The organism is Microseira wollei NIES-4236 (genome assembly GCF_020521235.1).
GTDB lineage: Bacteria > Cyanobacteriota > Cyanobacteriia > Cyanobacteriales > Aerosakkonemataceae > Microseira > Microseira wollei.
In genome coordinates this window covers 17,335-41,801 of record NZ_BLAY01000088.1, presented here as the reverse complement: position 1 = coordinate 41,801, position 24,467 = coordinate 17,335, and the positions used below count along the sequence as shown (strand labels likewise).

General features: G+C 45.9%; 17 protein-coding genes and 1 pseudogene. 13 read left to right on the top strand and 5 right to left on the bottom strand.

Translation table 11 applies throughout. From position 1 onward, the window contains the following. Positions 1–202: 202 nt before the first annotated feature. The 5 genes from MiSe_RS26450 to MiSe_RS26430 all read right to left on the bottom strand — a co-directional run bounded on the left by MiSe_RS26450 (position 203) and on the right by MiSe_RS26430 (position 4,757). Positions 203–1,042 carry a M56 family metallopeptidase gene (locus MiSe_RS26450; RefSeq protein ID WP_226586190.1) on the bottom strand — a complete coding sequence of 280 codons (840 nt, stop codon included), beginning with the start codon at positions 1,040–1,042 and terminating at the stop codon, positions 203–205. Further along, positions 1,042–1,464 carry a BlaI/MecI/CopY family transcriptional regulator gene (locus MiSe_RS26445; protein ID WP_226586189.1) on the bottom strand — a complete coding sequence of 141 codons (423 nt, stop codon included), beginning with the start codon at positions 1,462–1,464 and terminating at the stop codon, positions 1,042–1,044. The genes MiSe_RS26450 and MiSe_RS26445 overlap by 1 nt, the downstream gene beginning before the upstream one ends. Before the next feature lie 175 nt (positions 1,465–1,639). Beyond that, positions 1,640–2,266, bottom strand: a complete 627-nt coding sequence (locus tag MiSe_RS26440; RefSeq protein ID WP_226586188.1) for a molybdenum cofactor guanylyltransferase — start codon at positions 2,264–2,266, stop codon at positions 1,640–1,642. Positions 2,267–2,664: 398 nt separating this feature from the next. Continuing rightward, positions 2,665–3,735, bottom strand: coding sequence for an anthranilate phosphoribosyltransferase family protein (locus MiSe_RS26435; RefSeq protein WP_226586187.1), 1,071 nt, complete (start codon positions 3,733–3,735; stop codon positions 2,665–2,667). 86 nt (positions 3,736–3,821) lie between these two features. Next, positions 3,822–4,757 (bottom strand): LysR family transcriptional regulator, encoded by a 936-nt coding sequence (locus tag MiSe_RS26430; RefSeq protein WP_226586193.1) that lies wholly within the window; start codon positions 4,755–4,757, stop codon positions 3,822–3,824. 2,620 nt (positions 4,758–7,377) lie between these two features. Here MiSe_RS26430 and MiSe_RS26425 point away from each other — a divergent pair. From MiSe_RS26425 to MiSe_RS26345, 13 genes and pseudogenes are all read left to right on the top strand, one after another. Further along, complete coding sequence (locus tag MiSe_RS26425; protein WP_226586186.1) at positions 7,378–7,665, top strand: pentapeptide repeat-containing protein; 288 nt, start codon at positions 7,378–7,380, stop codon at positions 7,663–7,665. Positions 7,666–7,839: 174 nt separating this feature from the next. Continuing rightward, a complete protein-coding gene (locus MiSe_RS26420) occupies positions 7,840–10,113 on the top strand; it encodes a pentapeptide repeat-containing protein (RefSeq protein WP_226586185.1) in 2,274 nt (757 codons plus the stop codon). Next, positions 10,114–10,254 carry a hypothetical protein gene (locus MiSe_RS26415; protein ID WP_226586184.1) on the top strand — a complete coding sequence of 47 codons (141 nt, stop codon included), beginning with the start codon at positions 10,114–10,116 and terminating at the stop codon, positions 10,252–10,254. A gap of 45 nt (positions 10,255–10,299) precedes the next feature. Then, positions 10,300–11,832, top strand: coding sequence for a pentapeptide repeat-containing protein (locus tag MiSe_RS26410; RefSeq protein ID WP_307731541.1), 1,533 nt, complete (start codon positions 10,300–10,302; stop codon positions 11,830–11,832). Positions 11,833–11,923: 91 nt separating this feature from the next. Next, the gene (locus MiSe_RS26400) at positions 11,924–12,358 is read left to right on the top strand and encodes a hypothetical protein (RefSeq protein ID WP_226586183.1); all 435 of its coding nucleotides are present in this window, start codon (positions 11,924–11,926) and stop codon (positions 12,356–12,358) included. A gap of 724 nt (positions 12,359–13,082) precedes the next feature. Next, a complete protein-coding gene (locus MiSe_RS26395; RefSeq protein WP_264196701.1) occupies positions 13,083–14,834 on the top strand; it encodes a pentapeptide repeat-containing protein in 1,752 nt (583 codons plus the stop codon). Between the two features lie 87 nt (positions 14,835–14,921). Beyond that, positions 14,922–17,444 carry a pentapeptide repeat-containing protein gene (locus MiSe_RS51190; protein ID WP_264196700.1) on the top strand — a complete coding sequence of 841 codons (2,523 nt, stop codon included), beginning with the start codon at positions 14,922–14,924 and terminating at the stop codon, positions 17,442–17,444. Between the two features lie 29 nt (positions 17,445–17,473). Further along, complete coding sequence (locus MiSe_RS26370) at positions 17,474–17,626, top strand: hypothetical protein (protein ID WP_226586182.1); 153 nt, start codon at positions 17,474–17,476, stop codon at positions 17,624–17,626. Then, positions 17,616–18,872 (top strand): calcium-binding protein, encoded by a 1,257-nt coding sequence (locus MiSe_RS26365; RefSeq protein WP_226586181.1) that lies wholly within the window; start codon positions 17,616–17,618, stop codon positions 18,870–18,872. Before MiSe_RS26370 ends, MiSe_RS26365 begins: the two co-directional genes overlap by 11 nt. 186 nt (positions 18,873–19,058) lie before the next feature. Next, positions 19,059–20,237, top strand: coding sequence for a calcium-binding protein (locus tag MiSe_RS26360; protein WP_226586180.1), 1,179 nt, complete (start codon positions 19,059–19,061; stop codon positions 20,235–20,237). Between the two features lie 254 nt (positions 20,238–20,491). Continuing rightward, positions 20,492–21,691, top strand: a pseudogene (locus MiSe_RS26355) (glycosyltransferase); the annotation flags it as partial. A 30-nt stretch (positions 21,692–21,721) separates the two neighbouring features. After that, positions 21,722–22,543: a peptidylprolyl isomerase gene (locus tag MiSe_RS52190; protein ID WP_307731542.1), complete on the top strand. Its 822-nt coding sequence runs from the start codon at positions 21,722–21,724 to the stop codon at positions 22,541–22,543. A 530-nt stretch (positions 22,544–23,073) separates the two neighbouring features. After that, complete coding sequence (locus MiSe_RS26345; protein WP_226586179.1) at positions 23,074–23,940, top strand: calcium-binding protein; 867 nt, start codon at positions 23,074–23,076, stop codon at positions 23,938–23,940. Positions 23,941–24,467 lie beyond the last annotated feature (527 nt).

Sequence of the window (24,467 nt, the reverse complement as noted above, 5' to 3'; positions counted from 1 at the left end):
AATTGCTCGCTTGCTAATTGCTCGCTTTTCAATTGCCTCCAGAGCAGCCATTAGCGATTAGCTATTAGCAGTTACACAACCGTTGCCTAAGGACATCATATTCTGGGGCAATTTTGGCAAAAAATGGGAAGCCGCGCCGTAACGCACCAGCAAAAATGGTGCGTTACACTGCGTTAACTACACAATTAAACTACTGACAAAATCACCCATGAAAAGGCACAGCAAACAACGGCACAAACGCCAACAACAACCAACTCCAATCCCACCAATTTAAACCAGGTGAAGCATCAGGTGTCAACAGCGCTTCTATCCTTTCCTGCAAGCGATTTCGCCCCACAGATTGACTAAATGCAGCACAGAAATGTTCCACCATTTGTACCCGGTCGCTGGCAACAAACAATAAAGATTCAGCCAACAACAGCGGATCGACGCGATTGGCTGCCCAACGATCTGCACGCAGTTCTCGCAAAGCTAATAATTCTTCCCACAACGCCTCTGTATTTGGCAACCAAGAAGTGAAAGAACGCAACCAACCCAGCCAGAAAAACCAAAACGTATCCCGGTAATAATAATGCCCTTGTTCGTGAGCTAATACTGCCTCCAGATGCGGCATATCCAGCTTTTGTAACAACCCTTGACTGACAACTAATTCAGGTTGCCAAAACCCAATTTGAGCCGAAAATAAAGCAGATGTATCCAAAATGCGGGCAGATTTATCGCCGATATTAGTTTGAGTTGAAGCGCGAATTTGTTGCACGCCACCATATCCCCGGAACGCCAGTTGCAGACATTTTACTAGCGCCCAGGCGGCAAAACCCAAAGCTAAGAAATAGCTAAACAATCCATTGTCCAAATCTGCCATATATCCATTTGGTCCCATGCAGAGGATCGAAGCCGCTGTGATTATCAACAGCAGCGGGGGAAGGGCAAAACATAATAGGGCGCATTGCCAACGTTTTGCCCAATTTTGTGCTGAATCAGACCATTGCAATCGGAGATACCAGGCTAACAAAAGTGCTGCCAGGATGATGATTAGGTGCATTATTGTTGTTCCTCCCTTGCTTTACGCACAGCCATTATACGCAGTGCGATCGCTTCTAATTGTTCGCAGCTTGCTGAGTCCAGACTATCCGCAAACGCCGCTACAATATCAGGGTTAGCAGATGCCAGAAATCGCTGCAACTGATCGTATGCCTTTAACGCCTGCGCCTGCTGGCGCGAAATTAAAGCTTGCCAAGCGAACGAGCGCTTAGTTTTATCGCACTCTAGCCAACCTTTTTCGCTCAAGCGACGCAGTACAGTTGTCACCGACGAATAGGTTAATTCCCGGTCTGGATCGATCATAATGCGTTCGTGTACGTCTTTAGTTGTAGCCGTTCCCAGTTCCCAAACAATGTGCAAAATTTCTGCTTCCAATGGCCCTAATGAAAGCTGTTTGGGACGGTAATTGGGCAGAGGTGTCATAACCGTTACGCCTCTCTTACAAGGTTTTGTCGCTCAGATTATAGTTGAATTTTTCTGCCCAATCTGTTGATAATACGATCATCTTAAAGTTTGACAGCTTGTCAAACTTTAATTCAATAATTTTTTCTGCATAACCTGGATTTTTATTAACGATGATTTTACTTTTTAATTCCCATTACCAATTCCCCTTTTTCAAATCCATTGGCCTATTGCAATTAAACAACATGTTACTTAACTGCTCATCTACTAAAATAGGAGCTACGGGTATTTGCTCTAGCCAAGTTTGAAACGAACGCCCCCCTGCTTGAATAAATTTCTGTAATTCGGGTAAAGCTTCGCGGCGATAAAACCCACAAGTAGGTTGCCAAAAAGTTTCCTGCTGCGGCACATTGGCTAAAATAGAACCAGGTATATTATTTAACCGATCCGCCCAATCTCGAATAATTTCTACCTGCAATAAAGGCAGATCGCAGGCTAAAAGTAAAACCCACTCACTAGGAATTTCAGCCAATGCCTGAGCCAAGGCAACTAAAGGCCCTTGTCCTGGATTTGATTCTACCAGAAATTGATAATTAAAATCAGTCAAAATCTCTTGATATCGTTCAGGCCAAGGGGTGATAATGTAAACTTGCTGGCAGCATTGGGAGGCGACTTGACAAACTCTCTGAAGTAAAGGAATGCCATCCCAAGGAATCAGGGCTTTATCTTGCCCCATCCGAGAACTTTTACCGCCAGCAAGGATAACAGCGGAGAGAAATAGTTTTGAGCTTTGAGATTCGAGTTGGGAATTTAAAGCAATCATAATTTAACACAAGTTGCTAGTTATAAATTGTGACGTTGGTAATTGGTAATTGGTAATTGGTAATTGGATTCATATCATGTCCGGTTAATTACTTGTAATTAAAAACGTCTCCGCGTCAGAGCGTCCTTAGCGTCTGGGCGTCAGCTCGAATTATAAGTATTCAACCGGACATGATATCATTGGCAGTAGGGGCCAAAAGAAACCGGGTTTCGACCTAGATCTCTTTATTTGCTCAACAATTTTTCACAGAAACCCGGTTTCTTTGCGTAATATCATGTCCTGAGGCAACGGTTGTGTAACTGCTAATAGCTAATCGCTAATGGCTGATCTCTGGCAATTGAATTGCGAGCAATTAGCAATTAGCAATCAACGCTAGCAGCTTTTATGGCAGCGATCGCTCAATAACTCATCACCGCTTGATGTGATGCTACAGCTGCGCGAATTTCCTGGAGTTTTTTAGCCGCATGTCCGCTATTCAGCAGGGTTTTAGCTTCAGCAATACCCGAATTCATATCGGGAGTGACGCCGCAATGCCACAGATAAAATCCGCCATTCCAAAGCGCAGATTGCATCAGTTCTGAAGGTTCGCCTTGCAATACCGATTCTATTTGTTTTACCAAAGTTTCTGTCGGTTCCAAGGCAGGATTTATGTTGCTAAAACCGTAGTCGCCGTGGGCTAATAGTAAGCGTTCAAAGGGGGCGTCGGGTTTAACAATACCGATAATAGCAGTGCGATCTCGCGGTAAATCGCAGCTACCTTCCAATCCCTTAATACTGGTTAAATACCTGGGAGTTCCCCGCAAGGCGATCGCAGTTTGGAACATATTTTCCGTCGGCGGATGCACGTACCCAGCTATCAAACGCACATCCCCAGCATACGGACACCAAATTAACTCCATCGTCGCCAAAGGCGGACGCTTACCAATTTCGTCGCGATAGGTAAATATCCGTTGCGCTTGGGGGAAATGGCGAGGTAAATAAACAAAACCCAACCCCGTTGTTTCAAACACCGACTGGGTTTGCTCTAAGGAATTGTGAGTCCAGTCTACGCCCAAACCTTGCCAAATTTCCACCAAGGGGACGCCGTATTTAGTCGGTAAGCGATCGCCCCCATGCAAGATTACTGGCACATTAGCAGCGGTTAAAATCAATGCAGTTAGGGGACTGATGGGCGCAGTGCGCGATCGCCCGTCGTAAGGAATTCCCAAAACCGTTACCGGGTACTCGTGGCGCGAACTCGGTGGCAATTTTGGCCCCAATTCTGCGTAAGCATCCAGCATTCCCGCTAATTCTTCTCCCGTGGGGCGCTTGATGCGATGAGCAATCATAAACGCCCCTATTTGCGCCGGAGTAGCAACTTGTTCCAGCATCATCCGAGTGGCGGCAGCTGCTTCTTCACGAGTCAGATCTTCCCCCGTGTGGGAACCGCTGCCGATTTTTTTGACCAGTTCTCTAAATTCTTTGCTCATTGCTAATTGCTAATTGCTGATTGCTGATTGCTAATTGCCGATCGCTAGCTCTATTCATTGAACCATTAGCCATTAGCTATTAGCCATTAGCTATTAGCCATTAGCAAAACATGCTTTTCTGATTCTGACTGAATTCCTAGCATCTGGTGGACTAGCTGGCGGAAGTGTTTAATCGGGGGAATGGAGATCCGATCGCTTGTCGTCACCAACACTACTTGACGCCTCAAGGTGGGTTCCCCCGTCGGGCGCACTGCTAAAGTTGGATCGTAACGCGCATCGAATACCGCTGATTCGGGTAACAAAGCGATCGCATCTCCTTCGCGCACGATACCCCGGAATGCATCGAGGGTATTGAGTTCCAACACCGCTTGCAGCTTTGCCCCTTGTCGGTGAAATTGCTCTTGTACCAAGCGTTGCATCCCGTAGCCATCCTTAAATACAACTTGTGGGCAACGGGTGATTTCTGACCAAGGTACTTGTTCGTACTGACTGAGGGGATGGTTCGCTGCCATCAATACTTGCACGGGTTCGTTGAACAAAATGTCCACCACCATGTCTGGACTGGCGGTTAAAAAACGGTTGTTCATCACAATTGCCAGATCCACCAATCCATCTTTGAGGACTTTCAACGCCCGATCGCTTCCCAACGAAGTCACTCTTAATTGTACATCCGGGTAATCCTTACAAAACTGGCGCAAAACCGGCGGTAAGTGATGAGCGCAAACCGATGCAATTGCTGCAATGCACAGTTCTGGCTGTTTTCCCGCCAATAACTCTGCTAATTCCTGCGTCGCATTCTCCCACTCCTGACAGATTTTCCGCGCCCGGGGCAAAAACCTTTCCCCCGCCAGCGTTAGCTTTGCTTGCGCGCTGCGATGAAATAGCGGCAATCCCAGATCTGCTTCTAGCGACTGGATCTGCCGACTAATCGTCGATTGAGTGACGCCGCAAAATCGCGCTGCTTTCTGAAAGCTGCCAGTTTCAGCGATCGCTAGGAATGCCTGCAACTGCTCGACGCGCATGGTTTTGTATCCTGGTTGACATTCTGCTCTGACAAGACCATACCGCATTTCTTGCCCCAGTTCCGTAGAAATTGATACAGCCGCTTGTCATCTGTTTATTTTTATTTGGCTAATGTTGAGTCTTAGTTACTACTCTATTTTGTTCGTAACGCCATAAAATCAAATAATTTTGATGCTCGCTCTAGCAAGCTGCTTTCTAAGATAGTGGATATAAGGGACAAATAAACAACAGAGAAAAGAGCGAAGTAAACTTCTACTATTCTGAGGCACAACTTGGTATTAATTAGCTCGCAGCAGCTCGCAGAAAAATTGGTTACTTTTACAACTAAAACCACGAAATAAACCAAGGTAGAGCCATCGCACAACTTGGGTTAGGTGGAAAAGTAGGAAAAGTACAAAAAGTACGAAAAGTACGAAAAGTACGAAAAGTACGAAAAGTAGGAAGTTGGCAATTTTTGCCGTTTTTATATTGACAACTTATATCTGAGCTGCTCAACTATCAAAAGTTATCAAATCTGGATATTACTCTTGTCAGGAACCTCAGCCTAAAGGCATGAGGCTTGGAAGAGAAATCTAACAAGCCATCCTGACCAGCCTAAGACTTTCCTTGTCTAGGTTTTTTGAGTCACGACACCGGAGAATGCGTAGCTAGTTCCCTGCTCTGTCATTTGCAGTTAAACAGTTTTAAGGTCACTGAAACAGTGCTGCAAGTCTAACAAGCTCTTAAAACATTGGCCTTGCTAACTTTACCCCGAAAGGGAGGCTAATGGCGAGCAAAACACTATGTGTACAGGGTGGCAAGATTCGAGGCGGTAACTGTCCCGCTGAAAGTACAACACAAAAGTACACCGATTCAAGCAACCCCAAGGCAGTAGTGGTAACTGTAAAGCCGTCCTATAAGGACGGGGTTTCTACCCATTTTTCTGATGATGAAAGACTCCTAAGCGTACATAGACAGCCCTATAAAGCAAAAGTTTCCCTGAGCTTGGAATTTACGGTAATCCAATAATTTCACGCGCCTTAAAATTATTTTGAGGTGCTAACTGTTCTGGGAAAGTTCAGTCGGCAAAATCTAGTAACTCAAGTTGCTAGTTATCTCATGCATAGGAGCTAATGGCTAATGGCTGATGGCTAATGGCTGATGGCTGATGGCTCATGTCAGTAAAAATCGTATATTAGCAATTAGCAATTAGCAATTAGCCATTAGCAACCCCGAAGTTTATAACTAACAACTTGCGTTAGTAGGAGTCAAGTTTAGCGAGCAAGAAGCGACCAATACCAAGTTAGATGTATGAATTACCCTCATATTCGCGGTTTCTGGTAAAAATCGTCGTTTGGACAGCTAGAAATCGACGAATAATACCTGGAGGTAATTTGTTGTAAAAAGCCAAATTGGCAACACAGCTAGGTTGGATTAGTGTCTTCTAGCTTTAGACAGCTATGTTGATCTAAGCCTGCCTATGATAACAAGATGCAACGAGTCGCATTTGATGCGCCTGGCGCAAAACTTTGGCGAAACTAATTCCTGGAAGTAAGTGGGTAAAGATTCGCCATTCAAGTTCGTGCGGAAAAATGCTGCGTATTTTTTACTTCGGGTTGCCTCTATATTTTTTGGAAAATTAGGGGCTTATATTTCAGCGCTCAATTAAACAATAACACCTAGCCTGGGGATTAAGGGCGCGCCAAAAGGTAGCGTCCATCCCCAGCTTTTTGCTTTTTAATCTTAATTAACCTTGGATTTATAGCGGCAGCATACAATAATTAGAAACCTCTAAATAAGTATGAGAATTTTCTCATAATTGTTGACATATACAATCAAGAAAAGTTTAATTGAGTCAATTAAAAACGTATTGTCTAAGGATCAGATGAAGAGAAAACCAGATTTGTAACACAAATGTTGGCTCTTAGGAAAGTTAGACGAATTAGGAAGTTTTATATTTCCTACGATCGAGGCAACGGGTTTTATTGGATGCGATATGCCGACCGCACGCGCGACGCATCTGACAAAAGGCGAAACTAGCTGTTTTAAGTCACTATTTTTGGAAAAATTAGGGGCTTATATTTCACTCATTCATTAAAAAAATAGCAACTAGCATGGGGATTAAGGGCGCGACCAAAGGTGGTGTCCATCCCCATATTTTGGCTTTTTAGTGTTAATTAATCGCTAGATAAAAAATTCATAAAAATTTTAATAAAAACATTGACAAACCCAAGTTATTAAACATAAAATTAGGTAAATCTGTTCAAAGCTACCGAGAAATATTTGGTTGATGCCATTTTGCGGGAAGCAGATCGCAGAGGCTATTTGAGCAGTTTTGGCTAGACCCGAAAATTGTAAGTGCGTCCCTTGCGCGTGCCGGATGCATTGGCGATTATGATTTTGTTGGCGGGTGAAAATATGGCAACTCAAGCAAGTGGGATCGCCTTGATATATAAATTTTAAGCTGCGTGGTTAAATTGCGATTTTGAGTAGTAGGAAAAAAGCCCATATGTCAAAATAGCAACAGTTTGGATTTAAGCGAAATTAAACTTGGATCGTGTGCCCGCCATGTCAGCTGATATTCACCGATATCGGGAAATCATTCTTGATTGTTTTTAACCCCCTTTATAGGTGTCTACCATGCCACAAAACTTCAGCGGGCAAAATCTAGTTAGAGTGATTTTTAGCGGTCAAAACCTGACCAAAGCCAATTTTTACAATCAACTTTGGACAAACTGCCAGCTGAGCAACACCATCCTGGTAAGGAGGAATTTTGGAGCAGCTAAGCTACTGAATTACAATGCATCAATAGCCAAATTTATCGATGCTGATTTGTCCCTGGCAACGCTGAATAACGTCAACCTCAGTAGAGCGAATCTGCCAACAGCAAATCTGTTCAAGATAGTCACAGAAGACATCAATCTGTAAAACGCCAACTGGCATTGGTCAAGTTAGCAATAAGCCAATCCTAGCGGCGAACAATCCCAGGGAACCAACCTGTCTTGGGCTAACTTCACGCGAGCGGATTTATTTAAAGTCAAGCTGTTTGCTTGCTCCAAGTTTTTGCATGTTTTTTGTAGACCTGATAGGAGATTATTTGCAGTGGCGGCACTTAACTTTAGCAACCAATTACTCACAGGCAATAACTTTAACGGTCAAAACCTGAATGGCTCGACCTTTTTCAAAGCTCAGCTCTATGGTGTCCAATTCGTCAATACGCTACTAAGAGGCACCAACTTTGAAGAATCATTTATGAGCAATGTGAATGCAGCGGGATCTGTGTTCGCAGCGAATAGCAACTTTGGGCCAGCTAGTTTGTTTAAAGCGACCTTAGAGTTTGTCAATTTCCAGGGAGCAAACCTAACCGGAGCAAATCTATCATTAGTTAACACAAAAGAAATCAATCTATCAAACGCCAACCTGACCAACGCCAATTTGCGAGAAGCGAATCTGAGTGGCGAACAGTCCGAGCGACCCAATCTTGCTGGAGCAAACTTTACTGGAGCTGATTTCTACAAAGCGAAGCTCAAAGCGTCTGACTTTACAGGTAGCATTCTGCGGAATGCCAAGTTTGAAGAAGCAGACATGGAAGCGACTCTTGTAGTCAACGTGGATGCCACGGGTGCTGATTTCCGGTTGGCAAAATTAACAGATATTACCCTACAAAACTCGATCTTTGACCTAGCTAATTTCAATGGTGTCGCGTTGAGTGATGCCCCACTCGAACCAGGACAGACGGGCAATCTCAGGTTTCGCGGTGCCGATTTAACCAACTTTTTCGCAGATGATGCCAATTTTACGGGGGCTGATTTTAGTGCGTTTGTCGCTACCAATGGCACCGTTACCGCAACAAAGCTCGCTGGCGCTAAATTTGCTGATACCGATTTGAGTGGAGCCAACTTCACCCAAGCCAACGCAGAAGGCATATTCTTGAATGGGACTGCCATTGGCGCGAATTTCACCAATGCTCGCTTGGTTAACGCTGACCTATCTAAAGGCGACTTTTCCACCGCCAACTTCACGGGTGCTGATTTAACGGGTGTGAAGTTCGTTGATGGAATTGCGATTGGTGCCAATTTCACCAATGCCAAACTGAATAATGCTGACCTATCGAAAGTCAACTTCACAAACGCCACCTTAGTAAATGCCGATCTCACAGGTGCGATTCTGGTTGATACCGTTGGTCTAATCCGTGGGGATAGCGGTAATAACACTCTCAACGGCACAGCAGAGAAGGATAATATCTTCGGTTTTGAGGGCAGCGACAACCTCAGCGGACTTGGAGGAGATGATTATCTCGACGGCGGCGCTGGTAATGATAATCTCAACGGCGGCGCAGGCAATGACACGATGAAAGGTGGTGCAGGTAACGATACCTACACTGTCAATAGCTCTGGGGACGTAATTCTTGAAGTTGCCAGTCAAGGCACCGATACTGTCCAGTCTACTGCGTCTACCTATACCTTAAGCAGCCATATAGAAAGACTGACTCTCACAGGTACAGCTATAGAGGGTATTGGCAACGATCTTGCTAATACGATTACGGGTAACGCGAGCAACAACATCCTCAAGGGAGAAGCAGGCAACGATACTCTGAGTGGCGGTGCTGGTGATGATACCCTCGATGGCGGCACAGGCAACGACTCAATGAGTGGTGGCACAGGCAACGACACATATATTGTCGATAGCGCCGGGGATATTATTACTGAAAACCTGAACGAAGGCACCGATACAGTCCTTTCCAGCATCGACTACACCTTAGCCACCAACCTGGATAACCTGGTGCTGGTAGGCACCGCGCTCAACGGCACAGGCAACGATATCGCCAATACCATCACAGGCAACGAAGGCAATAATAGCCTGAATGGAGCATTGGGTAACGATATTCTGTTTGGCAATGGTGGCGCCGATACCCTCACAGGTGCAGGAGGTGCCGATACCCTCGATGGCGGTGAAGGCGATGATAACCTCAACGGTGGAGGTGGCGCTGATTCGCTCTTTGGTGGGGGTGGCAATGATTCCCTCACTGGTGGTGATGCCAACGATATTTTGGTCGGTGGTATTGGCGATGACACCATCACTGGTGGTGCAGGCAGCGATACGATTCGCTATGCCAGCGGCGATGGGCAAGACAGAATTAACGGATTCACGACGGGCGCAGGGGGAGACATCCTTTCCTTCAGCGGTATTACTGCCATTGATCTGTTCCAAAACGCCGCAGGTAATACTTTGTTCCGCGTCGGAGATGGCGTTGCTGGAAATGCAGGTTTCAACACAGGTCAATTGTTGCTCACGTTAGTTAACACCACCTTCACGGCAGCGGATATCAGCACTAACATCGACCCAACTAACACAACAGTTTTCCAGTTCTCGTAATTGAAAGCGCGATATGCCGACCGCACCCTGGGCGATCGCCACAAATCCACAGATGAATCTGTTGCGATCGCATCTCGCAAAAGTTTGGCAAAACTAACTGCTTCGCGATCGCCAGCTGTGGAAGTAAAAAAGACAGCGTAAATTCTGAAACTGCAAACCAATTAAATTTTTGTGAGTTGCAATACCATGACAGCTTTTGACTTTAGCAATCAAGTACTGGTTGGCAACAACTTTAACGGACAAAATCTGAATGGCTCCACTTTTTTCAAAGCTAGCCTTACAGATGTCCAATTAGTTGGTACGCTGCTCAGAGGCACTAACTTCTCAGAAGCATTTCTGAGCAACGTTAATGCCTCAAATGCCATCTTTGCGCCGAATGCCAACTTTCCCACACCAGCTAATTTTTCTCTAGCAACGTTGCAGAATGTCAATTTCAGTGGCGCCAACTTGAGACAGGCAAATCTGACCCTGGTTAACACATCAGATATTAACTTTTCAAACGCCAATCTCACGGATGCCATTCTCCAGCAGGCTAATCTGAGTGGCGAACAATCTGAGCGTCCCAATCTTCGTGGTGCTAACTTAACCCGCGCTGACCTGTCTTTGGCGAATCTGAAAGCAGCTGACTTTACAGGTGCAAATCTGACGAATGCTGACCTTCAAGGAGCGATTCTGGAAGCGACTCTTTTAGTCAACGTCAATGCTACAGGTGCTGACTTCCGACAAACAAATTTCACAGATGTTACCCTGCAAAACGCTATCTTTGACCTCGCTAATTTGAGTGGTGTCTCTCTGAGTGATGCCCCACTCGAACCGGGTCAAACGGGTAATGTTAGCTTTCGTGGTGCAGATTTAAGTGGTGCGCTGATAGATGATGCCGTTTTGACTGGTGCTAATTTTAGCTTCTCTGGTAGTACAGTTACAAACCTCACTGGTACTAGATTTGATGATACTGATTTAAGTGGAGCGAACTTCACCCAAGCCAATGCACAAGGTGTTTTTATTAACGGCTCTGCGGTTGGTGCAAATTTCACCAATGCTAACCTACTTAACGCTGACTTTACGACAGCTGACTTGACAAATGCTAACTTCACAGGTGCCAACCTGACAGGAGTACTCACCACCGATGCGATCGCTACTGGTGCAAATTTCACTAATGCCAATTTAACTAACGCTAACCTGTCGAAAGGTAATTTCACCAATGCCAATTTTAGGGGCGCAAATCTGACAGGTGCGCTCGCGGTTGATGCCGTAGCCCTTGTGGTCGGTACTTCGGGCAACGATACTTTGAATGGAACCGTTGATCTGTTAACTGGTGCCGCGATCAATGACAATATTTTTGGCAATCAGGGGAATGACACCCTCGATGGTGGAGCTGGTAATGATTACCTGGATGGTGGTGTAGGTGCGGATAGCCTCACTGGTGGTAATGGCAGCGATATCTTAGTCGGCGGTGCTGGCAACGATACCATGAATGGTGGGGCAGGCAACGACACCTTTGTCTTTGCATCGGGATTTGGTAGCGATCGCATTAACGCTTTCGGCAATAATGCAGACAAAATTAACCTCGCAGCATTTGGAACTAGCTTCGCAGCTTTGACCGTTACTCAAAGTGGTGTAAACACTGTCATTTCCAGTGCGGTATTCGGCACTGGAAATACGATTACCCTGGCAAACTTCACCGCCAGCAATGTTGATGCTACCGACTTTATTTTCTAACTTCACAAACATCTGCTTAGGAATATGGATTTAATCCCATATTTCCCACCTTGGAATGACATCAGATCTTGTACGGCAATCTGACTGCGATATGGCAAACACAATTAAACTCACAGAAATTGGTAGATATACAACTGGAATATTCAATCAAGGTGCGGCGGAAATTTCCGCTTACGACCCCACATCCAAGCGGCTGTTTGTAGTTAATGCACAAGCTGCAACGATTAATTTAAGTGTGGATGGTGCTACAGATACCATTTCCTACAACAGTGGTAATGGTAGCGATACGGTAAACCAATTTCTCACCGGAATAGGGGGAGATATCCTTTCCTTCAGTGGCATTGCTGCGATTGATGTTGTGCAATCGGGCAGCAACACCTTGTTCCTAGTGGGAGATGGTATCGCTGGCAATGGCAATTTTGGCAAGGGTGCGCTGTTGATAACCTTAGCCAATTCTTCCTTTACCTCAGCTGACATCAGCACCAATATCGACCCAACCAACATTCCTGTCTTCCAGTTCTCTTAGTAACTCAAGCTGCTAGTTATCTCATGCATAGCAGCTAATGGCTAATGGCTAATGGCTAATGGCAAGTTGTGAGTAAAAATCCTTGATTAGCAATGAGCAATGAGCAAGCTTGCAACACCGCAGTTTATAACTAGCAACTTGCGTTAGTACAGAGTGGGAAACGCGGAACTTAAGGAGGTGGTTATGAATTGATATAGGTGTGTAATTACTTTTAAAAATTTGCCAATTTGGCATCGTGTTGACTCTATTTCTCCAAAAATAGATGTCTTCATTATTTTTATTTCCATTAAATTATAAATAAAAAAGGATTACCAGCAAGCCGAAAAGCATTGCTGGTAAAGGTTTTATATACTTTTAAGCTTAACAAATTTTGTCTATACTGCAACCAAGCAATTACTTAGAAAACTCTAAGGAATTATGAGAAATATCTCACAATCGTTGACGTATGTAATTTTCCGAGGGTATATTTAATCAATTAAAGGTTGTTTAAATAGTATTTAAATGAAGAAAAAGAATAAACATACTCAGATTTACAGTCAGAAAGCGAATGAGCAAAGTTGAGATTTAAAGGGTTTGATTTGATGCGAGATGCCTCCGGCACGCTGTCCGAATGCATCGCCAAAGCTTTCGCCAACCTGGTTACCTGAAATCAGTCGAGCAAGATTAATCGTTCAAGTTACGTCGCTCCAAGCGTAACTATTATATTTCTGGAAAGGATTGCATCATGCCAGCTTTAAACTTTGAAGGACAAAACTTAGTCGGAAATGACTTTAGAGGTCAAGACCTCAACGGCTCCACCTTTTTCAAAGCCAGATTGGAAAGCGTCCGCTTCGATCCCAACAATGCCGGGACTCCCACTCAACTAAGAGGCACTAACTTTGCTGAATCTATTTGGATCGGTGTGGATGCCCGTCAAGCTATCTTTGCCCCAAATGCCAGCTTTGGCCCCGCTAATTTATCCTTAGCAACATTAGAGAATGTCGATTTTAGTGGTGCAGATCTGACACAAGCCAATCTATCAGGGATCAACACCCTAAATATCAACCTGTCTAATGCTAATTTAACTGATGGGATTCTGGTTCAAGCCAATCTCAGTGGCGAACAGTCCGATCGACCCAATCTGACAGGGGCTAATTTTACCCGCGCCGACTTTTCTATTGCTAACTTAAAAGCTGCTGACTTTACAGGTTCGACCTTGATAAATGCTAATTTCCAAGGAGCGAACATCGAAAACATTGTCTTGGTCAATGTGAATGCAACTGGGGCGGATTTTCGGCTAGCGAACTTCACCGATGTCACCCTGGAAAACTCGATCTTTGACCTAGCTGATTTGAGTGGCATTACTCTAACTGATACCAACCCCCTCGATCCAATCAATGTCAGCGGTACCAGTTTTCGGGGCGCTAACTTGAGTGGATTTATCGCAGAAGATGACAATTTCAGCGGGGCAAACTTCAGTCCCTTTGTAGCTGCTAATGGCACCGTGACAGTCACAAACCTGACTGGAGCCAGATTTAATGACAGCGATTTGAGTGGAGCAAACCTGACTCAAATTAACGGTGAAGGAGCTTTCATCAACGGAACTGCGGTGAATGCAAATTTCACTAATGCCCAGTTATTGAATGCCGATCTATCTACTGGCGATTTTACGAATGCTACCTTTACTGGGGCAACTCTTACAGGTGCGATCGCAATCGATGCAGTTGCTACAAACGCGAATTTCTCCAATGCCCGGTTGCAAAACGCTGACTTGTCTAAAGTTAACCTGACTGGTGCTAATCTCACTGGGGCAAATCTGAGTGGTGCGATCGCAGTTGACACCGATTTCATCAATGCCAGTTTGGTAAATGCCAATCTATCAAACGTTAATTTCACCAACGCCACTTTCTTCGGTGCAGATCTCACAGGTGCAACTGCAACGGGCGCGATCGGTTTAACAGTTGGCACCGCCGCTAACAATACGATTAACGGCACAAACTCTAACGATAATATCTTTGGCAATCAGGGCAACGACACCCTCAACGGACTTGATGCCAATGATTATCTGGACGGCGGCATCGGCAATGACGTTCTCAACGGCGGGTTTGGTATTGATACCCTGTTTGGCGGTGCTGACAACGATCGACTCAATGGCGATGGTGGTAATGACATCCTCGTTGGCGGTTTAGGTAACGATACACTCAATGGCGGCGCTGATATTGACACTTTTCGCTACAGCAGTGGAGATGGCAGCGACATCATCAACGGATTCACCAGAGGAACCGGAGGAGACATCATTTCCTTCAGCGGCATTGCTGCAATTGATGTGCGTATAGTCAGCGGTACAACAGAATTCCGCCTCGGAGATGGCATTGCTGGTAACGCTGGATTTGGCACAGGTAGTTTGTTGATTTCTTTGGTTAATACATCCTTCTTTGCAGCAAACGTCAACACCAACATTGACCCAATCAACCGTCCGATCTTCCAGTTCTCGTAAGAACACAAATTTATCGGGCGATCGCTCCTCACATCTGACAAAACTTTACCAACCAGGGATTTCTATCTTTTCGACAAGGATTGCATCATGGCAGTATTAAATTTTGAAGGTCAAAACTTAGTAGGAAATAGCTTCAGAGGTCAAAACCTCAACGGCTCCACATTTTTCAAAGCTAGACTAGAAAACGTCCGGTTCGATCCCAACAATGCGGGGACTCGCACCCAACTTAGAGGCACAAACTTTGCTGAATCTATTTGGATTGGTGTCAATGCCCGTCTAGCTATCTTTGCCCCAAATGCCACCTTTGGACCCGCTACTTTATACAAGGCAACATTAGAGAATGTCAATCTCAGTGGCGCAGATCTGAGGCAGGCAAATATGACCGAGATCAACTCAGTCGATCTCAATCTCAGCGGCGCAGATCTAAGACAGGCAGATCTGTCGCTGATCAACTCATTCAACCTCAATCTATCAAATGCCAACCTGACTGATGCGATTCTGCGATCAGCCAATATCAGTGGCGAACAGTCTGAGCGTCCTAACTTGACTGGGGCGAACTTTACTCGCGCCGACTTGTCTTTGGCGAATCTCACAGGAGCCGACTTTACAGGTGCGACTTTAGTCGATACGATATTTTTCGACGCGAACATAGAGGACACCGTTTTAGTCAATGTCAACGCCACAGGGGCTGATTTTCAATTAGCAAACTTCACAGATGCTATCCTGCAAAACGCGATCTTTGACTTAGCTAATTTGAGTGGCGTTAGTTTGACTGATACCAATCCCCTCGATCCAGCAACGGCTACCAATGCCAGTTTTCGGGGAGCAAATCTTAGTAGTTTGTTCGCAGAAGATCTCAATTTCAGCGGCGCTAACTTTAGTCCCTTTGTTGCTGCCAATGGTACGGTAACAGTCACGAATCTGACAGGAGCGATATTCGCTGGGGGTGATTTCGATGGTGCAAACTTCACCCAAATCAATGCAGAAGGGATCGCTCTTCGGGGATCTTTTATTGGTGCGAATTTCACCAATGCCAACCTAACTAACGCTAACCTGTCGAACGGCGACTTTTCCAGCGCCAATTTTGTCGGCGCAACTCTTACGGGTGCGATCGCAGTCGATTCGGTTGGTTTATACATTGGAGATGCTAGCGATAACGTCCTCAACAGCAGCGGCGACACCAGTCCCAACGATAACCTGTTTGGTAATGAAGGCAACGACACCCTCAGCGGTGGTGGCGGAAATGATTACATTGACGGTGGTGCTGGCACCGACCGGATGAACGGCGGCGGTGGCAACGACACCTACGTCTACACTGCTGGCGATACCATCATCGAAAGCGCTAACGGAGGCATCGATACCGTCCGCGCTAACGCTAACCATACTTTAGGCAACAACGTAGAAAACCTGATCCTGCTAGGCAACGTAGTCAGCGGCACTGGTAACGATCTGGCTAACAATATCACTGGTAACAATGCGAACAACAACCTCAACGGCGGCGACGGCAACGATACCCTGAGCGGTGGGGGTGGAAATGATACCCTGCATGGCGGAACTGGCGATGATTCGCTGATTGGTGGCACAGGCAACGACACATACATCGTCGATAGCACGGGCGACATCATTACAGAAAACGCCAACGAAGGCACAGATGCAGTTCAGTCCAGTGCTTCTACTTATACCCTAAGCAGCAATGTAGAAAATCTAACCTTAGTCGGTACTGCCCAAGGTGGCACGGGTAACGAACTTGCGAACATCATCACCGGCAACGATGGCAACAATGCCCTCAACGGTGGTGATGGCAACGATACCCTCAGCGGCAATGGTGGGGATGATACCCTCGATGGCGGCACAGGTAACGATGCCATGAGCGGTGGCACAGGCAACGACACCTACATCGTCGATAGCACCGGAGATAGCGTTACAGAAAACCTGAACGAAGGAACCGATACAGTTCTTTCTGGCATCGATTACATCTTAGGCACCAACTTGGAAAACCTGGTGTTGCTAGGCACTGCGATCAACGGCACGGGTAACGATCTCGCCAACAGCATCACAGGCAACGAGGGCAACAATAGCCTGAATGGAGCATTGGGTAACGATGTCCTGTTTGGCAATGGTGGTGCCGATACCATCTTGGGAGCAGGGGGTGCCGATAGCCTTGATGGCGGTGAAGGCGATGATAACCTCAACGGTGGAATTGCAGCTGATTCGCTCTTTGGTGGCGGTGGCAATGATATCCTGACTGGCGCTGATGGCAATGATATTTTGGTCGGCGGTACTGGTAATGACACCATCACTGGCGGTGTAGGCAGCGACACGATTCGCTATACCAGCGGCGATGGGCAAGACAGAATTAACGGATTCACGACGGGCGCAGGGGGAGACTTCCTTTCCTTCAGCGGTATTGCCAACATCGATGTGCGAGCCGTCACAAATGCTACTACGGGAGTGACTAATACGTTTTTCCGAGTTGGGGACGGCATCGCCGGAAACGCAGGCTTTAACACCGGCGACCTTTTACTCACCCTGGCTGGTACTAACTTTACCCCAGCGGATATTGCTACCAATATTACCGACTCAGCCGGTACTACCTTCCTGTTCTCGTAGGTTGCGCCACGCAAAGAAACCGGGTTTCTGTGAAAAATCGTTGGGACAGGGAAGAGATCTACCAAGAAACCCGGTTTCTGGCCTCGTCGCGCCTCAGTCCTGTTGCGATCGCTCTTTGCATTCGCCACATCCAAATTCAACGCAAATTCAGGCAATCAAGCGAGGTAAATCATGGCAATTAGAAATGGAACAGAACTACCCGATACCCTTACAGGAACTGCCAATGCCGACACAATACGGGGTTTTGGTGGAGAAGACATCCTATCCGGTTTAGGCGGCAATGACCTGATTTTAGGTGGGGATGACGGTGACGACCTCTTAGGTGGGGGCGGTAACGATCGCCTCTTTGGCGAAGCAGGCGATGACCTCCTCGACGGCGGTGCTGGTGCTGACACCCTCGATGGTGGGGATGGCAAAGACACCCTGTTAGGTGGTGCTGGTAACGACTGGCTCTTTGGTGGCGCAGAGGATGAAGTATTGGGCGGCGATGGCAATGACGTTCTTTCCGGTGAAGGTTCCCTCGACGGCGAAGCAGGCTCGGATACCATCACAGGTAGCTTTTTTGAAGACACGCTGCAAGGCGGCGGGGACAGTGACTTCATCGATGGCAGTCTGAGCAATGACCTGCTCTTGGGCGATGACACCTTGGGCACCGCAGGTGCGGACACCATCCTGGGTGGGGATGGCAGCGACACCATTTACGGCGATGCAGATACCTTGAGTGCGGGTGGCAATGACTCCCTCCTGGGCGATGCGGGCGATGACGAAATTTTTGGCTTTGCCGGGGATGACTACCTCAACGGTGGCGATGGTGATGACCTTCTGGACGGCGGCGAAGGGAATGACTTCCTGACAGACGAATTAGGCATAAATACGCTGTCGGGCGATGGGGGCAACGATACCATCAGCGGCGGATTAGATGCTGACTTAATCGAGGGCGGAGAAGGAGCCGACAGCCTCTTAGGTGGGGCTGGCAACGACGTCATTGATGGCGACGGAATTGATGTTGTCGCTGGCAATGATACCCTCAACGGCGGTGCTGGCAATGACTTCCTCGATGGGGGTGCAAGGGTTGATCGCATTCTGGGTGGGACTGGCAGCGACACCCTCTATGGCGGCGATGACCTCCCCGAACAAATCCAACGCGACACCCTTACAGGCAACGCGGGCGGTGATTACTTTAGGTTGGAAGATTCCGGGTTAAGTGGGCAATTGGGCGACTACATCTCAGACTTCCAAGATGGCATTGATTTCTTACAAACAGGGTTCAGCTTTGAAGCCCTAACTATTAGCCGCATCAATCTCAACATAGGTGGTGTTTCTACGGGTAGTACTCGCATCACCGTGACTGCAACTGGCGAAGAATTAGCGGTTGTGGCTGGGTTACTTCCCGCAAGGTTCACCGCAACAGACTTTGTTCCCCTTTAAATCAGGAGTTTGTTTGATGATTACTAACCTTTTATTGCCCCTGTCCATGCCTTATGCACCCCTCTCCTAAATCTTGGAGAGGGGGAGAGATCGAGAGATTCACAAAAGCAACAAGTTATCGGATTTTTTGGTGCATCGCGCACCCTCAGATATAACCCAATTCATCTCACAACAGAGGAATAAATCATGGCTATCAGAAATGGAACAGAAAATCCCGATACCCTTACAGGAACTGCCAATGCCGACACGATACGCGGTTTCGGAGGCGACGACTCACTAATTGGTTTAGGCGGTAATGACTTGATCCGAGGTGGAAACGATAAAGACACCCTGCATGGTGGCGGTGGCGCTGACAGACTGTTTGGCGATGCAGGCGAAGACGCGGTGTATGGCGAAGCCGGTAACGACACTCTCTATGGCGGTACCGGCATCGATGATGCCCTCGATGGCCCAGACTTCCTCGATGGTGGAATTGGAAACGATTGGGTTTACGCTGGCGAAGGCGATACGGCAATAGGCGGTGCTGGCAGTGACCATGTCATTGGTAGCTTCACCAATGATGTCCTCTATGGCGATGACCCACAAGACTCAATTGTTGGGGCAGCAGATACCCTGATTGGCAACGATGGCGATGATGTCCTCTATGGTGGTGATGGCAATGACTCTCTCGTCGGTGGCAATGGTATAGACACCCTCTATGGTGAAGAAGGTAATGATATCCTCAGCGATACCAGCGGTCCGACCTACTTCTACGGTGGGCCTGGTTTAGAAACCATTACTGGTGGTGTTGATGCTGACTTCATCGATGGCGGCGAAGGCGTTGACAGCCTTTTAGGGGGCGGTGGCGATGATACCATCTACGGGGATTTCGGTGTAGCAGATTCGTTGTCTGGCAATGATGTCCTCAATGGTCAAGCCGGAAATGACATCCTCAATGGCGGCTTTGGTGCGGATCGCCTTATCGGTGGTCCAGGCTTTGACATTCTCAATGGTGGTGTAGATTCGGAAACCCAAAGTTTGCGCGATACGCTGACTGGCGGCGCTGATGCTGACTTATTCCAGTTAGCAAGCACGGGCTTTTTGCTAGAACCCGTCGAGCCTACTTTCCCACCACCACCCCCGCAACAAGAACCTGTTGGCGACCTAATTACTGATTTCCAAGATGGGATCGACCTACTCGAGTATGAGTTTGCCACTGACTTTAGCGAACTGATTATCGGTGGCAACGGTACTTCCAGCGTTACTATCAGCGTTCGGAATGAAGGCGTCCCTGGAGAAATACCTGATTACATCGAATTGGTCGCCCGGATAAATGGGGCAGGTGGTTCGCTGATCACAATCACAGAAGCAGATTTCCTGATCTAAAAAATGGGTGTGTATCTGGGGGCAACCAGATACACACACCTGATGCTCAATTTGGTTGAGCAAATCTCGCATTCTGTAGGAACTTACTAACGCAAGTTGCTAGTTATCTTTTTAGAACTGCTAACAGCTAATTGCTAATGGTTAATTGTATAACCGAAAAATATTCCCATGAGCAATGAGCAATTAGCAATTAGCGATGCGAGCAACCCATTATGGTTATCACTAGCAACTTGAGTTACTAGCAAAACAAAACGATGCGTATTCTATTTTTACATCCTAATTTTCCGGCTCAGTTCCGCCATGTAGCGGCAGCGATCGCCAAAGATAGCCGCCACCAAGTCGTGTTCGGCACCACTCGTCGCGAAGGTAGCCTACCCGGCGTCACCAAGATGATCTATAGCCCGAAAAGAGAAGCTCGACCAGAAACTCATCACTATGTCCGCCCCCTGGAAAATGCTGTGATTCAAGGTCAGGCTGTCTATCGCATGGCAGAACAACTAAAGGCACGGGGTTTTGTTCCCGATGTGGTCTATGGTCATTCGGGTTGGGGGCCAACTTTACTGATGAAAGATATATTTCCCAAAGCTAAATTATTGTGTTATTTCGAGTGGTTTTATCATGCTCATGGCACTGATGCCGATTTTGACCCCAGCGAACCGCTAACAGCCGACGATGAAGCCCGGATTCGGTTGAAAAATGCGCCGATTTTGGTCGATCTATATAGTTGCGATCGCGGTCTTTCTCCCACCTACTGGCAACGACAACAATTCCCCTCAGAATATCACGAGAAAATTAAAGTCCTTCATGATGGGATCGATACTAATTTCTTCTGCCCTAAACCTGGAGCAAAGTTAGTTTTACCCAGCATAAACCTTGACCTATCCCATGTGGAAGAATTAGTCACATATGTAGGTCGAGGCATGGAACCTTACCGAGGTTTTCCCCAATTTATTGAGGCAATTTACTTACTGCAACAACGTCGCCCCCAATGTCACGTTGTCATTGTGGGGGAAGATCGAGTTGCTTATGGCAAAACTCTGCCAGATGGCAAAACTTATAAACAGGTAATGTTAGAAAAGTTTCCCTTGGATTTGTCGAGGGTTCACTTTACAGGACATCTACCTTACCCAGAATATTTACAAGTTCTGCAAGCTTCCTCGGCTCATGTTTATTTAACTCGTCCGTTTGTTTTATCCTGGTCATTGTTGGAATCTTTATCTACAGGTTGTTTAGTTGTAGGGTCCAATACTGCCCCAGTCGCTGAAGTAATTCAAGATGGGGTTAATGGTTTATTAGCTGAGTTTTTCTCACCCGCAGAAATTGCCGAGCGGATTGTAGAAGCTTTAAATCATGCCGATAAAATGAGCGAAATTCGCGCCAAAGCAAGGCAAACAATTATGGAAAATTACGATTTGTCCCTGTTATTACCTCAGCATTTAGATTGGATTGGGCAAGGTATTGGCGGTAATTCTGCTCCTCTCTGGATGAAAATGCCATCAAAATCGGCGAACAAGAGCGAAAAGAATGGATCGAAAGGGAAACAGGTTAACTCACAATTAGTAGCGAAAGCAGAACAGCCGCTTTTACAAATTGGCGATCGCACTGTCACCGGAACCGAATTAGCGGCTTTGTTGAATCAATACCAACTGCTGCCAAAACTTCAGGAAGAGATGGTAATTGAGCAAGCGATCGCATCTTTTAATTGCACGCCAGAAGAAGAAGCCGAATGTTGCGAATACTTCTACAAGCAGCGTCGATTAAATACCGAAGTTGCTCGTCAAAAATGGTTGCAAGAACAAAACATGACAGCCGCCCAATTAACCAACCTCGCAACTCGCGAACTGCGAATAGAAAAGTTTAAACAAGCTACTTGGGGTGACAACTTAGAAAACTACTTTATGCAACAAAAATCACAACTCGATCAATATGTTTATTCTCTAATTCGCGTGCGGGATGGTGATGTGGCAAACGAACTTTACTTCCGTTTAAAAGAAGGCGAACAAACCTTTGCGGAAATTGCCAAGCAATATTCTGAAGGTTTAGAAGCTAAGACTGGTGGTTTAATTGGGCCTGTAGCATTGGGTTTATCCCATCCTAAACTAGCCCAAATCTTGAAAGCTAGTCAACCAGGGCAACTAATACCTCCCGCTGCGATCGAAGATTTATGGATAATTGTCAGAATCGAAAAAATTATCCCGGCACAATTCGACGAAGCGATGCAACAAAAGTTACTCGATGAACTGTTCGCTAATTGGCTTAAAGAACAACTCAAAAAGCCTGCTGCGTTGCAATTGGCGGCTAGTTAATGCCTAAAAACTTACCGCTAATATCATGTCCGGTTGCATCGGTATTGTCAGCAAAGGAAGGGTTTAATCAAATATCTCGTGATGCCACAGCATGGTTGGTAAAACCCGCCCCTACTATAAACAACCTTTGTTACAGGAGATGATATATAACGCAAGTTGCTAGTTATAAACAAGGGCGTTGCTAATTGCTAATTGCTAATTGCTAATTGCAAGCTTGCTAATTGCTAATCTTGGATTTTTACCAATTTCGCCATTAGCCATTAGCCATTAGCCGCTCCCAGAGAGATAACTAGCAACTTGAGTTATATAATATCATTTCCGTTGAATTGCCGATAATAAAAAACCTCACAGAGTTGTTGCGTAGGGACACGGCATCATAGATATCTCGGACAAACAGATAACGTCAATCTTGCCGTGTCCCGGCTCCCGATTATGGGTAATCAACCGGGCATAATATAACAAATGCCAAGGCAATCAGGAAGTTCTTAATTGGTGAAAGCCTTAATATCCCTTATTCTCTAACCCTATCTATGCGAATCCTGATTACAATTGCTCACTTCTTTAAACCCGAAGATAATAGTCGCCATGATTCTAGACGCAAAAATCCTCAGCCACGTTTAGCAGCATTAAGTCAAAGTCTTGTTGCTTTACATCAGCTGTTTAGTAAATCGCAGAGTATCATCAACATCCATCAAAAATTAGCTTTTCCTGTTAACCAACCCCTGGCTAACGATTTGGATATTGTCATTTGTACAACTAAAAACTGTCATCTTTTGGAGAAACTGCGCGTACCGGCTCATTTTTATCAGCATTATCCCACACAAGCAGAACCTATGCTTTTGGGGTTTGAGTGCCAAGCAGTGTTGCGAGATTGCTTGGGCGAATATGATTATTACTGCTTTATGGAAGACGACCTGATAATACACGATCCTTGGTTTTTTGTCAAATTATATTGGTTTACAAAAGAGGCAAGCGATCGCTGTTTGTTGCAACCCAATCGTTATGAAATCTCTACCCACGGACTTTCCTACAAAGCTTATGTTGATGGTGATATAGCTAAGAGAGCAACTGAGAGGTTTCAAAATTTAAGCGATCGCCCGCAACTGAAAAGTACAATCATGGGAGTTCCGATGCTGTTCCGTCGCGCTTTGAATCCTCATTCTGGTTGCTATTTTTTGAATGCTAATCAAATGGATCATTGGGCTAATCAGCCTGATTTTCTCGATCGCGATACCAGTTTTATCGGCCCGTTGGAAAGTGCTGCTACTTTAGGAATTATGAAAAATTTTTTGGTATATAAATCAGCACCGCAACAGGCAAGTTTTCTAGAGATTCAGCACTATGGAACCAAATTTTTGAGTTTAATTGGGGAACAGATTGATTTGGCAATGTCTTAAGACTGATATCATGCTCGGTGCTATCGGTAGTGTATGGATGGCTAATTGCTAATTGCTAATTGCTCATATAGTATTTTTCCTGATTGAGCCAGGGATTAGCTATTAGCAGTTACACAACCGTTGCTATTGGACATGATATTACCAAGACTATTTTATTAATTTTTTTTTTACCGGAAGTTGCCCCCTGCGGGACAACTTCCGTTGGCTAAACTCCTTATTTTGTATACGTTATAGCTGTTTAATCTCACTTTCCACATCCTCAAGTGTCACACTACAGATTTTGAGCGAACTTCTTAACAGAGAACAGCAAGACTATTTCCCGTAAATTCTAGTCTCAAAAGTTACATTAATCTGAGTCATAATTCCGAAAAAACCGATTGTGACAGTAAGTAGGTGCAGGTAAATCAAGTAAAACTAACTGAATGGTCAATTAGAAATTTAGCTTTTCTTCATTATTTTGCTACAAACAAGCTCAAAATGATGGAAGTACAATCCCCATCGGAGAAATTCTCTAGTTGATAAGAATC

Excerpts from the sequence above, each read along its gene's own strand:
- MiSe_RS52190 (WP_307731542.1), top strand. The coding sequence starts at position 21,722 with ATGAAAATGCCATCAAAATCGGCGAACAAGAGCGAAAAGAATGGATCG.
- MiSe_RS26345 (WP_226586179.1), top strand. The coding sequence starts at position 23,074 with ATGCGAATCCTGATTACAATTGCTCACTTCTTTAAACCCGAAGATAAT.
- MiSe_RS26395 (WP_264196701.1), top strand. The coding sequence starts at position 13,083 with ATGCCAGCTTTAAACTTTGAAGGACAAAACTTAGTCGGAAATGACTTT.
- MiSe_RS26360 (WP_226586180.1), top strand. The coding sequence starts at position 19,059 with ATGGCTATCAGAAATGGAACAGAAAATCCCGATACCCTTACAGGAACT.
- MiSe_RS51190 (WP_264196700.1), top strand. The coding sequence starts at position 14,922 with ATGGCAGTATTAAATTTTGAAGGTCAAAACTTAGTAGGAAATAGCTTC.
- MiSe_RS26410 (WP_307731541.1), top strand. The coding sequence starts at position 10,300 with ATGACAGCTTTTGACTTTAGCAATCAAGTACTGGTTGGCAACAACTTT.
- MiSe_RS26425 (WP_226586186.1), top strand. The coding sequence starts at position 7,378 with ATGCCACAAAACTTCAGCGGGCAAAATCTAGTTAGAGTGATTTTTAGC.
- MiSe_RS26365 (WP_226586181.1), top strand. The coding sequence starts at position 17,616 with ATGGCAATTAGAAATGGAACAGAACTACCCGATACCCTTACAGGAACT.
- MiSe_RS26440 (WP_226586188.1), bottom strand. The coding sequence starts at position 2,266 with ATGATTGCTTTAAATTCCCAACTCGAATCTCAAAGCTCAAAACTATTT.
- MiSe_RS26435 (WP_226586187.1), bottom strand. The coding sequence starts at position 3,735 with ATGAGCAAAGAATTTAGAGAACTGGTCAAAAAAATCGGCAGCGGTTCC.
- MiSe_RS26400 (WP_226586183.1), top strand. The coding sequence starts at position 11,924 with ATGGCAAACACAATTAAACTCACAGAAATTGGTAGATATACAACTGGA.
- MiSe_RS26430 (WP_226586193.1), bottom strand. The coding sequence starts at position 4,757 with ATGCGCGTCGAGCAGTTGCAGGCATTCCTAGCGATCGCTGAAACTGGC.
- MiSe_RS26450 (WP_226586190.1), bottom strand. The coding sequence starts at position 1,042 with ATGCACCTAATCATCATCCTGGCAGCACTTTTGTTAGCCTGGTATCTC.
- MiSe_RS26445 (WP_226586189.1), bottom strand. The coding sequence starts at position 1,464 with ATGACACCTCTGCCCAATTACCGTCCCAAACAGCTTTCATTAGGGCCA.